At 72.5% G+C, this 15,924-nt stretch carries 14 protein-coding genes; 8 read left to right on the top strand and 6 right to left on the bottom strand.

Translation table 11 applies throughout. The features are described 5' to 3' along the window. Nucleotides 1-49: 49 nt before the first annotated feature. The gene (locus tag ACFZB3_RS01705) at nucleotides 50-2,626 is read right to left on the bottom strand and encodes an FAD-dependent oxidoreductase (protein WP_391368012.1); all 2,577 of its coding nucleotides are present in this window, start codon (nucleotides 2,624-2,626) and stop codon (nucleotides 50-52) included. A gap of 256 nt (nucleotides 2,627-2,882) precedes the next feature. Between ACFZB3_RS01705 and ACFZB3_RS01700 the strand changes: the two genes are divergently transcribed. From ACFZB3_RS01700 to ACFZB3_RS01680, 5 genes are all read left to right on the top strand, one after another. After that, on the top strand, nucleotides 2,883-3,605 hold the full coding sequence (locus ACFZB3_RS01700) for an alpha/beta fold hydrolase (RefSeq protein ID WP_391368009.1): 723 nt from the start codon (nucleotides 2,883-2,885) through the stop codon (nucleotides 3,603-3,605). Nucleotides 3,606-3,663: 58 nt separating this feature from the next. Then, entirely contained in the window at nucleotides 3,664-3,873 is a 210-nt protein-coding gene (locus ACFZB3_RS01695) for a 2TM domain-containing protein (RefSeq protein WP_391368006.1), read from the top strand. A gap of 34 nt (nucleotides 3,874-3,907) precedes the next feature. Beyond that, the gene (locus tag ACFZB3_RS01690; RefSeq protein ID WP_391368003.1) at nucleotides 3,908-4,399 is read left to right on the top strand and encodes a monooxygenase family protein; all 492 of its coding nucleotides are present in this window, start codon (nucleotides 3,908-3,910) and stop codon (nucleotides 4,397-4,399) included. Between the two features lie 129 nt (nucleotides 4,400-4,528). Continuing rightward, the gene (locus ACFZB3_RS01685; RefSeq protein ID WP_391368000.1) at nucleotides 4,529-7,717 is read left to right on the top strand and encodes a BTAD domain-containing putative transcriptional regulator; all 3,189 of its coding nucleotides are present in this window, start codon (nucleotides 4,529-4,531) and stop codon (nucleotides 7,715-7,717) included. A gap of 115 nt (nucleotides 7,718-7,832) precedes the next feature. Beyond that, entirely contained in the window at nucleotides 7,833-8,480 is a 648-nt protein-coding gene (locus tag ACFZB3_RS01680) for a methyltransferase domain-containing protein (protein WP_391367997.1), read from the top strand. A 77-nt stretch (nucleotides 8,481-8,557) separates the two neighbouring features. On the opposite strand, the gene ACFZB3_RS01675 is transcribed toward ACFZB3_RS01680, so the two are convergent. Continuing rightward, complete coding sequence (locus tag ACFZB3_RS01675; protein ID WP_391367995.1) at nucleotides 8,558-9,634, bottom strand: cation diffusion facilitator family transporter; 1,077 nt, start codon at nucleotides 9,632-9,634, stop codon at nucleotides 8,558-8,560. 292 nt (nucleotides 9,635-9,926) lie between these two features. On the opposite strand from ACFZB3_RS01675, the gene ACFZB3_RS01670 reads away from it, so the two are divergent. Next, nucleotides 9,927-10,085 carry a hypothetical protein gene (locus tag ACFZB3_RS01670; protein WP_391367992.1) on the top strand — a complete coding sequence of 53 codons (159 nt, stop codon included), beginning with the start codon at nucleotides 9,927-9,929 and terminating at the stop codon, nucleotides 10,083-10,085. Between the two features lie 347 nt (nucleotides 10,086-10,432). Here the strand turns inward: ACFZB3_RS01670 and ACFZB3_RS01665 are convergent, their stop codons facing one another. Continuing rightward, entirely contained in the window at nucleotides 10,433-10,642 is a 210-nt protein-coding gene (locus tag ACFZB3_RS01665) for a hypothetical protein (RefSeq protein WP_391367990.1), read from the bottom strand. Between the two features lie 203 nt (nucleotides 10,643-10,845). Between ACFZB3_RS01665 and ACFZB3_RS01660 the strand changes: the two genes are divergently transcribed. After that, complete coding sequence (locus ACFZB3_RS01660) at nucleotides 10,846-11,589, top strand: DUF1775 domain-containing protein (RefSeq protein WP_391369694.1); 744 nt, start codon at nucleotides 10,846-10,848, stop codon at nucleotides 11,587-11,589. Between the two features lie 131 nt (nucleotides 11,590-11,720). Here the strand turns inward: ACFZB3_RS01660 and ACFZB3_RS01655 are convergent, their stop codons facing one another. From ACFZB3_RS01655 to ACFZB3_RS01645, 3 genes are all read right to left on the bottom strand, one after another. Continuing rightward, the gene (locus tag ACFZB3_RS01655) at nucleotides 11,721-13,622 is read right to left on the bottom strand and encodes a copper resistance protein CopC (RefSeq protein WP_391367987.1); all 1,902 of its coding nucleotides are present in this window, start codon (nucleotides 13,620-13,622) and stop codon (nucleotides 11,721-11,723) included. 3 nt (nucleotides 13,623-13,625) lie between these two features. Beyond that, nucleotides 13,626-14,114 carry a hypothetical protein gene (locus ACFZB3_RS01650; RefSeq protein ID WP_391367985.1) on the bottom strand — a complete coding sequence of 163 codons (489 nt, stop codon included), beginning with the start codon at nucleotides 14,112-14,114 and terminating at the stop codon, nucleotides 13,626-13,628. 289 nt (nucleotides 14,115-14,403) lie between these two features. Continuing rightward, nucleotides 14,404-14,793: a hypothetical protein gene (locus tag ACFZB3_RS01645; protein ID WP_391367982.1), complete on the bottom strand. Its 390-nt coding sequence runs from the start codon at nucleotides 14,791-14,793 to the stop codon at nucleotides 14,404-14,406. Nucleotides 14,794-15,368: 575 nt separating this feature from the next. Between ACFZB3_RS01645 and ACFZB3_RS01640 the strand changes: the two genes are divergently transcribed. Then, nucleotides 15,369-15,809 carry a hypothetical protein gene (locus tag ACFZB3_RS01640; RefSeq protein ID WP_391367980.1) on the top strand — a complete coding sequence of 147 codons (441 nt, stop codon included), beginning with the start codon at nucleotides 15,369-15,371 and terminating at the stop codon, nucleotides 15,807-15,809. Nucleotides 15,810-15,924 lie beyond the last annotated feature (115 nt).

The raw sequence follows: 15,924 nt of genomic DNA, 5'->3' as shown, positions 1-15,924 counted from the left end.
GTCGTGCCGTCGACGGGACGGCGTGGACGCCGACCGCGGCCGGCCCGTCCTACTGACCGATCACCAGGTCCTCGGTGGGCAGTGTCTGGCAGGCCAGCCGCCAGCCCGCCGCCAGCTCGTCGGCGGAGAACATCCCCCGGTCGTCGGTCTCGTGGGCGCCGGAGAGCACCCGCACCCGACAGGTACCGCACGCGCCTTCGCCGCACGACTGGGGCAGGGCGACACCGACGGCGTTGGCGGCGTCGAGGACCGACTGCCCGGGGCTGCACGGGAACGCCGGGGCGCCGCCCACCGTGCCGATCACGAACTCGGTGACCCCCGCCGCCGCGGCGGCGACGGCGATGGCGTGCGCCTTCTCCCGGCGGGTCTCCCTGCTCCGGCCCGACACGAACGCCTCGGTGCGGACGGCCTCTCGCGGCACCCCCAGTTCCGTCAGGCAGCCGATCAGGTCCTGCATCATGGGCGCCGGCCCGCACAGGTGCACCCGGGTCGTCGGGCCGGCATGCGGCAGCAACTCCTCGCGGCCGATCCGCCCTGTCCGGTCGGTCGCGAAGACCGACACCGCCAGCCCCGGCAGCCGGGACCGCAGCGCCTCGATCTCCGGCCCGAACACCACCTCGTCCGCGGTCCGGTAGCTCGCCAGCAGGACGATCCGCCCCGTGTGACCGGCGTCGGCGGCCGCGAGCAGGACACTCATCAGCGGGGTGATCCCGACGCCCCCGGCGATGAGCAGGAGCGTGTCCGCCGCGCCTTCCCCGGAGCCCGGCTCCCAGGTGAACCCGCCGTGCGGGCCGCTCACCCGCAATGCCAGCCCGGGCTCCAGTTCCTCGTGCAGGAAACCCGAGCCCAGCCCGTCCGGCTCGTGCTTCACGGCGATCTCGACGAAGCCGCTCTCCCCGGGACTGCTGCAGATCGAGTACGACCGTTCGATCGGCTCGACGGCGACGGGCAGGTCGACCTTCACGTACTGCCCGGCGGCGAACGAGAACGGCATCGTGTCCCCGGCCAGGGGTTCGAAGCGAATCCTCCGGACCGTCGGGGTCAGCACCTCGATGCCGGCCACCCGCAGATAGCCCTCCCAGGGCGTGGCCGGATCCCGGGTCGTCCCGCCGGAACGGATGGCCTGCCACATCGTCCCGAGCTGCCGTGGTTTCAGGACGGCGTTCGCCGCCATCAGCCCGCCCGCCAGCGCGCCCACCACGCCGGACCCCCAGGCGTCCTGCCCGGCCACGAAGAGGCCCTTGACCGGAGTACGGCAGCCCGCCCGCGCCGAGCGCAGCCGCTCGGGAGTCGCCGCGAGTCCGTAGAAGGATCCCCGCACGCTGTGCTGATAGGTCTCGAACGACAGCGGCGTCGCCAGTTCGGCGAACGCGATCGTCTCCCGGAAGCCGGGCCAGCGTTCCTCCAGGCGGGCGATCAGCCGTCCGGTCAGCTCGTCCTTGAACTTCCGGTAGCTTTCCGGCCGTTCGTTCCCGGGCGTCCCGCGCCACTCGTCGACCACCTTCGGATCGACGAGTTCCAGCAGCTCCACCGTGTGGAACCGGGCGGCCGGGTTGTTGAGCGACGCGAACGACACGTACAGCGTGCCTTCCCCGGGCAGCCGTCGAACGCCCTCGTGGTCGTCGAGATCCGGCATGAACCAGTGGTTCTCGCCGCGCAGCCCGAACTCGGCCGGCGACCGGTCCAGTCCGAGGAACAGCATGACCGCCGACCGTTCCTCGGGCAGATCGGCCAGTTCGTGGCTCTTCCCGATCAGGGCGTACGTGTTGCGCACTCCGGCCGCCGAGACGACGGTGTCCGTCCGCACCCGGTAACGGCGGCCGGTGGCGGTGTCCTCGACGTCGACACCGGCCACCTTGCCGCCCTCGACGACGACCTCGTGAACCCGCTGCCGGGAGCGCAGCACCACGTCGTACCGGCGCAGGATCTCCAGAACGACCCGGTTGAGCTCCTGCGGGCCGCCCACGGGATGTGCGGTTCCTTCCATGAAGAAGGTCAGCGGGACCGCCGCGTGATAGCCGAACGCGCTCGATGCCGGCTGAGTGCCGTACAGCCCCCACCGCGCGGCCAGAACGGCCCGCAGCCGCGGATCGCGGAAACTGCGGGCGACCTGGTCCCGCAACGACCGGAACGTCGACGGGAACAGCCGCTCGACGACGGGCGCACCCGTTCTTCGCAGCCCGGCGGGAAACGATGCGACGACATTGCGCGCGGCGAGCCCGGCCATGGCCCGGCGAGTGGTGCGGAAGAAGCCGTCGATGGCGTCGGCCTCGGCGGGGAACCGTTCCTTCAGGCGTGCACGGAACCGTTCCTTCGTGCTGGGTACGGCGAAGTCGAACTCCGGGAAGTGCAGTGCGTCGTACTCGTCCGGCAGCGGCGAGAGCTGCGCCCGCCCGTCCGTCATGAACCCGAGGAACGGGCCGGCGTTCGCGCTCATGTAATGCAGCCCGGTGCCGAATCGGTACCGCCCGGCGCGGGAGAACTCGTGCGTCATCCCGCCGAGCGTGTAGTGCTGTTCGAGGACGAGAACGCGCTTCCCGCCGAACTGCGCGATCGTGCGCGCCGCCGCGAGACCGCCCATACCCGAGCCGATCACCACCACGTCGGCTTCCTCGTCCGACACCATCTGCCACCCCCAGTCATCCGTCCCCCGCGGGCTCAGACTGGCCGAAGCGGCTTGACGGCGACTGAATGATCAGTGGAGGCCATCCGGAACCAGGTCCCGGACTCATTCAATTCCCGTCCAGTGCGGCCTCATAGCTTTGCGCCGGGCGTGAGGGTGCGGAGCCGTGTCGTTCTTCGCTGAATTCATCCGCACACCCGCCACGGTCACCGCGGTCGCACCTCCGGTGCCGACCGTCGTCCCAAGGAGAGGCTGGTCCATGGTGAGCGGGAATCCGACGATCGTGCTCGTGCACGGAGCCTTCGCCGACAGCAGCGGCTTCAACGCCGTCGCCAAGCGGCTTGTCGCCGACGGTCATCCGGTGGTCGCCGCGCCGAATCCACTGCGAGGGCTCACCTTTGACGCGGCCAACGTCAGGGCACTGCTGGACAGCATCGAGGGACCGATCGTGCTGGTCGGGCACTCGTACGGCGGTGCGGTCATCTCCACCGCCGCCGCGGGAAACGCGAACGTGAAGGCGCTGGTCTATCTGGCGGCGTTCGTGCCGGAGACGGGCGAGAGCGCGCAGGCACTGGTCGAGCGGTTCCCGGGCAGCACGGTGGGCGAGTCCCTGAAGCCCGTGCCGCTGCCCGACGGGCAGGTGGACCTCTACATCGAACCCAAGGTCTTCCACCCCCATTTCGCGGCCGACGTGTCCGCGGAGGAAGCCGCCCTCTACTCGATCACGCAACGTCCGGCCACCGGCGCCGCTCTGGGCGAGCCGGCCGCCGGTCCGCAGGCGTGGCACACGATCCCGAACTACAACCTGATCAGCGGCGCCGACAGGATCATCCCACCGGCGGCACAGGAGTTCATGGCCGAGCGCTCCGGCGCGAAGACCCAGGTGGTCGAGGGTGCCTCGCACATGGTGTTCGTCTCCCGGCCGGGCGCGACGGTGGCCCTCATCGAGACGGCCGTGCAGGAACAGACGCTCCCGCGATAGCACCGCCGGTCACCGCAAGCGCATCGATCCGATGATCCGATGATCCGTGGGAGGGAAAATGCACAAGAGCGAAAAGGCCATGAGGCGGGGCCTGCTGATCCATCTCTTCTGGTACGTCATCGCCAATGTGGCCCAGGTGGTGGTGTGGGCGATTTTCACACCCCACCACTTCTTCTGGCCCTTGTGGTCGATTCTGGGCTGGGGCATCGGGCTGCTGAGCCACTTCTGGGCCATTCGCTCAAAGTCCCGATCACTCGTCCGTCCATGACCTGAACCGTCGCAACGAGGACCAGAGGAGGATCATGTCCGAGAAAATGGTTCCGGGCCGCAACACCGCCGCCGCCGAAGGTGACGTCGTAGTCTTCCACATCGGGCTACGGATCAACCGGCTGCGGGCATTCTCCAGCTGGCTGCCGGCATTCATGTCGATGCCGCGCATGCTGCGCGAGCTGTCACAGGAAAAGGGCAGCGGGCTCCTCGGCTACAAGGTGCTCTACGGCGGCCTCCGGGACTTCTACGTCGTCCAGTACTGGTCCGACAAGGAACGGCTCCTCGCCTACGCCCACCAGCAGGACAAGGTGCACCGGCCCGCCTGGGCGGCGTTCAACCGACGAGCACGCGCCGGGAAGGGCCATGTGGGCATCTGGCACGAGACGTTCATCGTCCCGGCGGGCTCCTACGAATCGGTGTACGTCGACATGCCCGCGTACGGCCTCGGCGCCGCGACGGGCGTCGTACCGGTCGGCCGGCGCGGCGACACGGCGGCCCAGCGCCTGAAGGCGGGAGAGAGGTAGGCGTCCGTCCCGCGAGAATCGCTCTCCTCTTGACAGGGATGGCCGTAGGCCGCCGACTACATCCTGGAGCACGTGGCCCGGCGGCCGGTCGCGTTCGACCGGCGGGCATGAGGAGGAGTAGGAACAGGCATGGTTGCCCCCGGCGCGCCTGTGCGTCTGCAGATTCTCGGTCCGTTGCGGATCTGGCGGGACGGTGTCGAACTGGATGCGGGGCCTCCGCAGCAGGCGTGTCTGCTGGCGGTGCTGCTCGCCGGGGCGGGCAAGCCGGTCAGCATGAGCGAGCTGGTCGACCTGATCTGGGCCGAGGACGTCCCGGCCTCGGCCGTCAACATCCTCCAGAAGTACGTCGGTGCGCTACGGCGGTTGCTGGAACCCGCCCTGCCCCCACGCGGAACCGGCACGTATCTGCAGCGCCGCGGCAACGGGTACCTCTTCGCCGCCGCCCCCGGCATGCTCGACGTCGTCACCTTCCGGGAACTGGTCCGGACAGCCAGAACCGGCGTCACGGAGCGGCAGCCGCATGGCGCACTCGACTCCTACGTGCAGGCGCTGAAGCTCTGGCACGGTCCGGCCGGTGACGGAATCGCCCACGGATCGACCGCGATGGCAGTGTTCACCGCTCTGGACGGCGAATTCCTCGACGCCTGCGTCGCGGCGGCCGAACTCGCGGTGTCGCTGGGTCAGCCCGGGCGCGTACTCCCCTCGCTGTATCTCGCCGCCCGGATGGCGCCGCTGCACGAAACAGTGCAGGCGAGTCTCGTCACCGCCCTGGCCACCGCCGGCCGACAGGCGGAGGCGCTGGCGGTGTTCCGGACCGTTCGCGCCCAGCTGGCCGAGGAGTTGGGCATCGATCCCGGCCCGGCGCTGGTGACCGCACAACAGCGCGTACTGGAACAGACACCGACACCGGCACCGACACCGGCACCGGCACCGGCCGAGGAACCGCCGTACGAACGGCCGCCGGCCGCTGCCGGCGAAACCCCGCCCGGCGGCTGCCTGGTGGGCCGGGGCCAGGAGCTCGCGGTGCTGCGGCAGGCCGTGGCGTCGGCGCTGGCCGCAGGCACCGGGTTCGTCCTGGTCGAGGGAGAACCCGGGGTGGGCAAGACCCGCCTGCTTGAGGAGGCCGACGCCGAGGCCCACCGGAGCGGCGCACTCGTCGTCTGGGGCCGCTGTATGGAGGGAGACGGCACGCCCTCGATGTGGCCCTGGGTGCAGGCCGTCGGCGCGATCCTCGGCAGTCTGCCCGCCACAGCGCGCCGGGAGTGGCACGTCGGCGAACTCGGCCGCCTCCTGGGGCCGCAGGGGCGCGTTCCCACCACGCCGGTACTGCCGGACAGCGGCACCCGGTTCCGCCTGTTCGAGCAGACCGTCGCGCTCCTGGGCCGGGTGTCGGCGGGCCGGCCGGTGGTGCTCGTCGTCGACGACCTCCAGTGGGCCGACGCCGCCTCACTCGACCTGTTCGGCCACCTGACGGCTCACCTGCCGCCTGGCACGGCCGTGATCGGGGCGCTCCGCGACCGTGCGCCCGCACCCGGCACGGAGCTGGAACGGCTGCTCGCCGCGGCGAGCCGGCTGCCCCGCCACCGCCGGATCCGGCTCGACCCGCTCGGCCCGGCCGAAGTGGCCGAACTCGTCCGCCAGGAGACCGGCCAGGACCCCGGAACCGGCGCCACCCGCGACATCCACGCCCGCACCGCGGGCAACCCCTTCTTCGTCCGGGAACTGTCCCGCCTCCTCGCCGACCGCAGCGTCCTCACCGAGGCCGCCACCGCACGCACCGGAGTGCCCGCCACCGTCCGGGACGTCGTTCGCGACCGGATGGCCGGACTGGACACCGACACCGGACACCTGTTGCGGATCGCCGCGCTGATCGGCCGGGACGTCGACCTCGCGCTGCTCGCGCGCGCCGCCGGACTCGACATGGCGACCTGCCTCGACCGCCTTGAACCCCTGCAGGAACTCGGCCTCCTCGAACCCTCCCCCGGAGACCCGCATTCGTTCCGCTTCGCACACGACCTGGTCCGCGAGTCCGTCGCCGAAGCCACATCGCCACCTCGGGCGATCCGGCTGCACCTGCTCGTCGCGGACGCGCTGGAGCACCACACGGCCACGGACGACGAGCGCCTCGCCCATCACCTGTGGGCCGCCGGCCCGCTCGCGGACCCGGCCCGCACCGCCACCGCACTGATACGCGCGGGCCGCTGCGCGGCGGGAAAGTCAGCACTCGATGCCGCCGCACGACAGCTGCAGTCCGCCGCGCAGGTGGCGCGCGCTGCGGGCCTGGCGGAGCTGGAACTGTCCGCCCTCTCGCTCTTCACCGCGGTGGACGGGATGCGGGCGGGGTACGTCGGTTCGGCGCTCGAACTGCTGGAGCGGGCCGAGTATGTGGCACGTGGCCTGGGCCGGGAGCGGGAGGCCGCCGACTTCCTCTTCTCCCGCTGGGCCGCCCACTCCCAGGGCATCCAGCTCGACCGCGCCGGACGACTGGCACGGCGGCTGCTGGAACAGGGCGAGGCATCCGCCGACCCGGTCGTCCGCACGTACGGCCAGTACGCGTGGGGCATCCACCAGTGGGACGTCGGCAACATCGGCGAGGCGTACCGGTACCTGAGCCAGACCAGTTCGACCATGCTCGACGCCCTGACGCAGGGCCGGGAGGACCCGCTCCGGCGCGACCTGCGGCTGCTCGGGCCCGCCATGCTCGCGCTGATGACCGCGCTGCACGGCGACCTCCCCACCGCACAGGCGCTGTTCGACACGATCGAGACCACCGCCGACGACGACCCCTACGTGATCACCGTCTGGGCCGCGTTCGCCTGCACGGCCGCGGCGCTGGCCGGCGACGCCGCGCAGGCACGGCGCACGGCCGAGCGAGGGAGCGCCCTGGACCCCGAGTTCTCGTTCGTCTTCCTCGGCAGCTACCAGCGGCTGGCGCTGTGCTGGGCGCACGCCGTGACCGGCCAGGACCCGGCCGGCGCCGCGGCGGAGGCGCAACGACTGATCACCGCGGCGCTGGCCGACCCGCCACGCTCCGGCCTCGCCACCTGGTACGGCCTCCTCGGCGAAATGTGGCTGATGGCCGGCGAGTTGGACGAAGCCGCCGCAGCCCTCGACCGGGCCGACTCGGCCCTCGACACCCACGGCCAGCGCTACGCCGAGGGCCTGCTGCTCCTGCTCCGGGCGCGGGTGCTAGAGGCCCGCGGTGAACCCGCCGTCATCGTCCGGGCCACCGCCGAGCGAGCCCTGGCGCTGTCCACCGAACGCGAAGCCCACCTCTTCGCCCACCGCGCGAAAGAACTGCTGAATCGACGGAACTGAATTGTTCCCGTCCAGCCTGTACTTCATCGTCGAGCGCAGGGACCGGCTCTGGGCAGCCCACTGCCGAGGGCCTGTGTCGGGGGCGGCTTCGGCGAGGGCCGTATGCTGCTCTCGTATGGAGGATCCCGGCAGTCAGATCGCGTACTGGGACGGCGTCGGCGCGACGAAGACCTTCACCCATCCGGTGAATCTCCGCCGGCTGGCAGGGGTGGGTGCGAACGCCCGGGTTCTGGACTACGGCTGCGGATACGGCCGTGTCATGGCGGAGTTGAGCGATCACGGTTTCTCCGATGTGTCCGGCGTGGACCTGTCTCCGACGCTGGTCGAGCGGGGCCGTGAGTTGAGGCCCGACCTGCGTTTCCGCGTCCTGGAGTCTCCGCCGGACCTGGACTGTGCCCCGGCGGCCTTCGATGTCGTCCTGCTGTTCGCCGTCCTGACGTGCATCCCTGACAGCGATGCCCAGCGGGCGCTTGTCGCCGAACTGAGCCGCGTCCTGGCCCCTGGCGGCCTGCTGTACGTCAGCGACCTCGTCCTCCAGGACGACGAGCGGAACCGCGCCCGCTACGCCGCCCGCGCCCGGCGGTTCGGCACCCCGTACGGGATCTTCGCCACGGACGACGGTGCGGTCTGCCGGCACCACGACATCGCCCACCTGCGCGCCCTGCTGGCGGACTTCGACCTGGTGGAGGAGCACGAGATCGAGGTCGCCACGATGAACGGCCATCGGTCCCGGGCGGTGCAGTTGCTGGGCCGCAGGCGGTGATGCTCGCAGTCGCCCGGCCCCGCGGAGCGGGCCGGGGCGGCGGTGTCGGAGGCAGTGGCCGGCACGCCCATGCCGGCTCAGTGTTCGTGTGGTTCGTCGCGGTGGACGGGGCCGTGCGGTTCCTCGCAGTGGCCGTCGGCGTCCAGGGGGAGCAGGTCGCGGTCGCCGGGCTGGGCGCTCCCGAGTACCGGGGCGGGGGCGTGGTCGACCTGGAGGGTGGTGTGGGTGATGCCGTGGTCGTGGCGCAGCAGTTCCTCCAGGTCGCGGCGGACGGCGTGGCAGTCGCCGCCAGGCTCGACCAGGATGTGCGCGGACAGGGCGGCCTGGCCGGAGGTGATCTGCCAGACGTGCAGGTCGTGGACCTCGACGACCTGCGGCTCGGCGACCAGCTTGTCGCCGAGGGCGTCCGGGTCGACGTGGGCCGGTGCCGCCTCCAGGAAGATGCGGCCGGACTCGCGCAGCAGCCCGTAGCCGGCCTTCACCATCAGGGCGACCACCACGAGGGTGGCGATGGCGTCGGCGCGGGCGAAGCCGGTCAGGACGACGACCAGCGCGGCGATCGCGGTGCCGATGAAGGCGAACAGGTCGTTGAGGATGTGCTGGTAGGCGCCCTCCACGTTGAGCGAGGACCGGTTGGCCCTGGACAGGCACCAGGTCGCGGCCACGTTCACCACGATGCCGGCGAGCGCGGTGGCGAGCATCAGGCCGCCCTCGACCTGCGGCGGGGAGACCAGTCGGCGTACCGCCTCGTAGGCCAGCCACGCCCCGAGCAGGAGCAGGGTCAGCCCGTTGGCCTGGGCGGAGAGAATCTCGGCGCGCTTGAGGCCGTAGGTGAACCCGCCCCTGGCCGGCCGGGCCGCGAGCCGCATGGCGATCAGCGCGAGGACGATCGAGGCGGCGTCGGTGAGCATGTGCGCCGCGTCGGAGATGAGGGCCAGCGAACTGGCGACGATGCCGACGACGACCTCGACCGCCATGAACGCGGTGATGAGGGTGAGGGCGATGGCCAGCCAGCGGCGGTCGGCGTCCGCCGAGACGCCGTGGGAGTGCCCGGCATGCCCGCCCGCGCCGTGTCCTTCGTCGTGCGCGTGCCCCGAGCCGTGCGCGTGCCCCGAGCCGTGCCCGTGGTCGCGACCGTGGCCGTGATCGCTCATGCTGACGTCTTTCCCCTCGCGACGGGTCCCTTGCCTGCAGTGAAACGCACACGTCCGCGAATCGCCAAAGACTGCACCGGTGACCGTTGTCATGTCCGTTTGCCGACTGCTGACCTGCGGAAAGAGTCGGGACAGCAGAGCGGGGACGTCACCGCCGCCGGATACTGGCACGCACGCCCGGTGCCGCGAACCCGGCACCGGCGCGCCCCTGGCCCACCACCCCCGCGCCGGCACCTTCCTGCCCCTGTGAACAGCCCCGTCCGACGCCACGTATACGACAAGGTGAACGCCCGTGACCTCGCCCTCCCGGCTCGTCCGCGACGAACGGCCGACCGCACCCGGCACGCGGTGGGGCATCGCCGGTCCCTTCGGCGTGTCCATGGCCCTGGTCTGCCTCCGCCCGGCCACCCGATCCCCGGAGCGCCTCGCCCAGGCACTCGGTGAGGGATGACGGACGACCGTGCCACGTGATCACGTGACCGGCCACGAGGAGCGTGCCGGGACAGGCCGGACCAGTCGCGCGGGGACCTGCGTGCGGGCCGGTCTGTTCGCCGTGCTCGGTACCGTGCTCGCGGCCTTCGGCCATCACGCGGTCGCCGAGGGCGCGGTGCCCTGGCGGTCGGTGGGGGTGATGGCCGTGCTCCAGTTCACGGCCGTCTGGCCGCTGGCCCGCCGCCGCTACACGCCCGCCGCCACCGTCCTGTGCACGCTGGCCGTGCAGGGTGCGCTGCACCTTGCCCTGTCCCGCGTGGACGGTGACGCGTCGGCGGCGATGCCGGGGCACCCGATGCACGCCGGTCATACCGCGGCCGAGGCCGGGGACGGGCACGCGTGGCACCACGCCGGGGCGGCGATGACCACCGTCCACGTGGTCGCCGCGCTGGTCGTGGCCTGGCTGCTGTGCCGGGCGGACGCCCGGATGACGGCCGCGCTCGCCGCGCTGGGCACCGTCGCCAGGGCTGCCGTGGCGGCCCTGGCCCAGATGGTGCTGCGCCCGGTCCGCGCCACCGGCCGCACGGAGTGCACGCCGCCCGGCCGGTGGCCGGGCGCCGCCTTCGAGACGGCGGCGACGCCACGGGACGACGTACTGGAGCACGCGGTGGTGCGCAGGGGACCACCACGACGGGAACGCCTCCAGTCCGTCTTCCGGTCCCGGCGGCTACGGGACCGGTGCTTCCCGTACCTGCAAGGAGTTCCCTGTGTCCACACCCATGCCCCTTACCCCGGTGGCCCGCGCCGGCCGCCGTATCGCTCTCGCCGGTGCCGTCGCGCTGACGGCCACGCTCGCCCTGGCCGCACCGGCCGCCGCCCACGCGGAGGTCGAGGCCGACACCCCGCAGGCCCTGGCCGAGAACGTCACCCTCAGCTTCGTCTCCGAGGCCGAGTCCGGCACGGCCGGCTTCACCCGGCTGCGCATCGTGCTGCCCGAGGGCATCGCCCCCGCTGACGTGACCCTCGGCGAAGCCCCCAAGGGCTGGAAGCTGACGGCCACCGGCGACGGATACAGCGTCGCCGGGCCAGCGCTGAAGGCCGGCGTCGACGCCGAACACACCATCAAGGTCCGGCAGTTGCCGGACGCCAAGCAGATCGTCTTCAAGACGGTCGAGACGTACAGCGACGGCACGGTCTCCCGCTGGATCGAACTGCCCAGCGGCGGAGCGGAGTCGGAACAGCCCGCACCGGTCCTGAAGCTGAAGGCGGCGGCTGCGGGCGCCACAGCGGTGAGCGCCTCCCCCAGCCCGGTCGAGAGCGCGACGCCCACGCCGTCCGCCACCGAATCGGAGGCAACGGGCGCCGGTTCGGACACCACCGCCGAGGTCGCGCAGAAGGACGACAACAGCTCGACCGGCGTGATCATCGGCGTCGTTCTCGCCGCGGTGGCACTTCTCGTCGCCGGGGCGTGGTGGCTGGTGAAGCGGCGCAGCACGCCGCCTCCGTCGTCGTCGCAGGGCTGACCTGCACTCATGGGCAGCGCGGCGCCGGTCGGTCCGAGCAGTGCGGACCGGCCGGCGCCGTCGTGACTTCCCTCCTGGACATGCCGGCCGTCCCGGCCTGCCCGAACTGCCGGGTCGGCCGGGACGGCCGGTCAGGCGGGGGACGGCCTGATGCGCACGTCCTGGGCGACCGTGACCTGGTCGATGTCGGTGACGCGCACCGTGACGTGCAGCGTCCAGACGCCGGCCAGCGGCAGCCGCAGGCGGTCCGTGGCCCAGTAGCCGTGCCGGTCGGTGAGCCGGGCGTCGAGCGGGCCGATCCGCTGGGCCTTCCGGGTCAGGGTGAGGCGCAGCTCGGGAACGGTGACGAAGCCCTTGTCGGGCCCGTACACCACGGCCTGCACGGTGTTGTCGCCGACGCGTCCTGAGGCGATGGTGATCTGGACCGTGCCGTTGCCGTTCGGCGTACCGACGTCGAAGGGAACCATCGCCACCGTGGCCGTGGGTTCCCGGGCCGCCTCGACCGCTGCGGCGCTCGCCACGGCGGCACGGCCGGGCTGGGTGCCGGTCAGGAGCGTGGTGATCGCCAGGACGACGGCACCGAGGGCGGCCTCGACGGCGACCGACCGGCGCAGCGCACGGCGGTGCGGGTCGGAGTCGGGGGCGTCCGGCGGCTCCGCACGCTCACGCGATGCCGGTGGCTCGTGGGTGCTGCGCGCCCCCTCGGCCGTGTCCCCGCCCGGGGCTGCTCCGGCGCCGACGGTCTGCGTCACGCGGCTGAGTTCCGGTGTCGTCGCCGGAAGCGATTCCGTCGCGCGGTCCTGCACGATCCGGTCGACCCACTGGCGTGAGAACGACGCTGCGGTCAGCACCAGCACCACGGCGACGACCTTGAGCGTGAGGAGCCTGCCGTACTCGGTGGTGGACAGGGCCTGCCAGGAACCGACCTGACGCCACGACTGGTAGACGCCGGTGGCGACCAGCACGGCGACCGCGGTGAACGCCAGCCGGGAGAACCGCGTGACCACCGCTGACGGGATCTCCTGACCGGCGGGAGCCCGGAACAGGACGACCAGCAGCGCGGGCAGACCGCCCAGCCAGACCGCCATGGCGAGAAGGTGGAGCACCGCGACGGGGATCGCCAGCGGGACCTGGAGCCCCGCGGAGGCGTGCTCGGCACCCGCCCAGGTCAGGGCCAGGCCGACGGCGAGCAGGGCACCGGTCACCCGCACCGCCCGGCCTGGCCGGGCGGCGAACCCGGCCAGCAGCGCACCCGCCGCGGCCAGCAGCAACAGCCGTACGCCCAGGGCCAGCCCGGCTCGGCCCGCGACGGTGCTGCCCAGCAGCGACACGTCGAACACGGCGGTGAGGCCCCGGCCGCTCTCGTACGGGCCGCGCAGCAGCAACAGCACGGCAGTGGAGGCGAACAGCGCCGTCCAGCCCGCCAGGACCAGCCTGCGCAGGGGCCGCAGTGGCGGCAGTGCCGTACCGGCCGGCCGGTGGAGGAGGGTGAACAGCGCGGCGCCGACGAACAGGGCGAAGCCGCCGTAGGCGATGGAGCGGAAGAAGCTGTAGAGGCGGGAGGCCGCCGTGTCGTCCGGGGAGCCGGTGGGCAGCGCGACGGCGGTGGCGGACGGCCGGCCGATGGAGAAGGTGAACGCGCCCGAGATCGGGTGGCTGTCGGAGGAGACGGCCCGCCACGCGACCGTGTACGTGCCCTCGGGCAGCTTCCCGGCCAGCCCGACCCGGGCGGTGTCGCCCTTCCCGGCCGCGTGCCCGACGGTTCCCCGGTCGACCCGGAGATTCTTCGGGGACAGCACGCGCAGGGAGCCGTCGGAGAGGCTGACGGATTCGCTGAAGGTGAGGGTGATCTGCTGCGGGGCCGTCTTGAGGAGGGCGGCGTCGGCCGGGTCGGAGCGGTTCAGGGTGGCGTGCGCGGAGGCGGTTCCGGCGCCGCCCAGGAGGAGGGCGAGTACGGCGCCCACGAGGAGCAGGGCGGAACGGGAGGTCCTGGGGCGGCGGACGGTTGCCGTCGGTGTGGCGGGAGTCCTCATGCGCTACGACGCGCTCGGTTGCGCTGCCGGGCCGAACCCGCGCAGTTGCCGGATCGTGCCGCCGAGCCTGTCCTGGAACCCGGCCAGCATCTGCGGCTGGGCGCTGACGATCCACTCCGTGCCGACCAGGTACTTGCCGCCGTAGCCGGAGGCGGAGTCCAGCCAGGTCTCCTTGAGCTCGTCGCTGGGGAAGGTGGTGATGAGGTAGTCGACCTCCTTGGTGTGGCAGACGCCCTGGCGCAGTTCCGCCGCGTTGATGCGGATCTTGGGCTTGCAGCCGGTCAGGCGGGCGATCACCTCGACCTTGGCCGGGGCCACGACGCCGTTCGCGGGGGCGTCCGACACGGCGACCTTCGACTGCTTGCGCTCCGTGCCGGCGTCGCCGTCGCCGCCGCTGCAGGCCGCGGTCAAGGGGGCGATCGCCAGGGTCGCGGCCAGGGTCGCGCCGCGCATCAGGCGGCCGGGGTACTGGGCTCGTGGCTGCTGTGGCACGTTGCCTCTCCGTTTCCGGGTGGTCCTGTCCGCGGCCGGCGGCCAGGCGTACGACATGGGGTACGGGTGAACATCGGTGCTCGTTCACCCCGTTTGTCACGGTGAGCCCGTGGGCGGCAGGGACGCCGCCCCACGGGTCGGGCTCATGCCCAAGGGCGCGAAGTGGGCGTGCTGCGCGAGTCCGGGCGGGCGCAAACGGTAGTGGCGAACGGCCTGTTGGGCAGCCGGTCGGCCCAGGGAGACGACCGCGCGTACCGGACGGGTCAGGTGGCGCGCAGCACGCTGCCGATCAGCAGCGGAAGGTCTGCAGGGTGCCGGGGGTGGGGGTGAGTCCGGCGCCCGGGTTCCAGGCGTCTCTGGCGGTGCGGGGATGCGCCGGGCCGGCGACCGAGGCAGGAACGTCGAGCGCCTCGTCCGCGGTCGCGTCGGCGGCCGCCCGCGGCGCCTCCACCGGCTGGCCGGTCCGTGGTGCGAGAGCGAGCGGTTCGGTCTCGGTCTCGTGGTGCAGCGGGCCTCCGTCGGCGTGCAGTGCGGCCGGTGCGGAGAGCTGCGCCTTCCGGGACTCGGATTCGGCTACGGGAGCCACGACGGACGCCGTGCTCGACGTGTCCCCGGAATGGTGGGGCGTCCCGAAGTGCAGCAGGACGACAGCAGCCAGCAGCACAACCGCTGCCGCCACGCGCCGCATCACCACTGGACTCCCGACGTGTCTCTCGAACCGACGCCAAGACGCTACCGGTCCGCGGCCCTCGGCCATGGTGAACTCCCCGGCGGAAAGGGTGACATGAGCAACACCCGCGCGCCTGCTCCACCGGCAATCACCCGGTTCGGCGGAGCTTGCCGGATGTAGGGCGCGGGTGAGGCTCGGGGAGGAGCGGGCGTTGTCCGCCGGGGGGGGCGGTGCGGGTCCGTGGTGACGAGATGCGTCCCGCAGCTGTCCAGGTCGACGGCGGAGAGACGCGACGAGCCGGGGCCGAATGATGCGCATGCCTCCTGGTGTCCTCCCGCCCGGGGAACCCCGGACGGCGGACGGCGGACGGCGGGCGGCGGGGCCCGGCTGCGGCCGATCGGAGCCCAGCTTCATCCGATGCGGTGATCGAGGGCGACAGAAATTGCCCGCACGGGCGTCCGCCCGGGGCGCGTACGAACACCGGATGCGGCCGGAAAACGGCCTCTGCGCCCTGCTGGACGCCGGTTGACGACGCCGAGTCCTGACGGGAACCTTACGCAGTCACCTGATTACCCTTTGTGTTCATGAGGGCTGGCCCGGTCTCCGACGGCAGCCGCTCCGTGGCACGTGCCGGAGCGGTGCTCCTGCTGTTGCTGGCCGCGCTCCTGCACGTCCTGGACTGCGCACACGGACCGAACGCCGACCCGTCGGGGCGAACCGACACCCTGCTGCCGGCCTCGTCGGCGAGCTGCGCACCGGCACCCGGCCCGATGCAGCGGACGACCGCTCAGCAGACGGCCCCCGGGCAGGAGGGCGCAGGACACTGCTGCGGCGCGGACGAACCGACGCTCCAGCCGCCGCGGGAGGTGGCCCTGGCCGTCCCCGCCACGGCCCACGGCACGCCGGCCGCCCCGCATCCCGGCGCGCCGCCGCCCGCACGTCCGGCCCCTCGGCACGCGCGCCCGGCCCCCGACGCGGCCTCCCCGGGAGAGACCCGGGCCCGTCTGGGCGTGTGGCGGACCTGACCGGCCCCGCCGCCGCTCTCCGACCCGCGAGCGCGGCGCGCAGCCGAGCACCTCCGCCTCTTCCCCCGACCCACGGCCGGTCCGCGTTCTCGGCACCGGCCGCAGGAGAAGCACG

This window comes from Streptomyces sp. NPDC008092 (assembly GCF_042957285.1).
In the GTDB taxonomy this organism is placed as follows: Bacteria; Actinomycetota; Actinomycetes; order Streptomycetales; family Streptomycetaceae; genus Streptomyces.
Note: the sequence above shows the minus strand (reverse complement) of the source record. Positions and strands in the feature narration are given on the sequence as shown.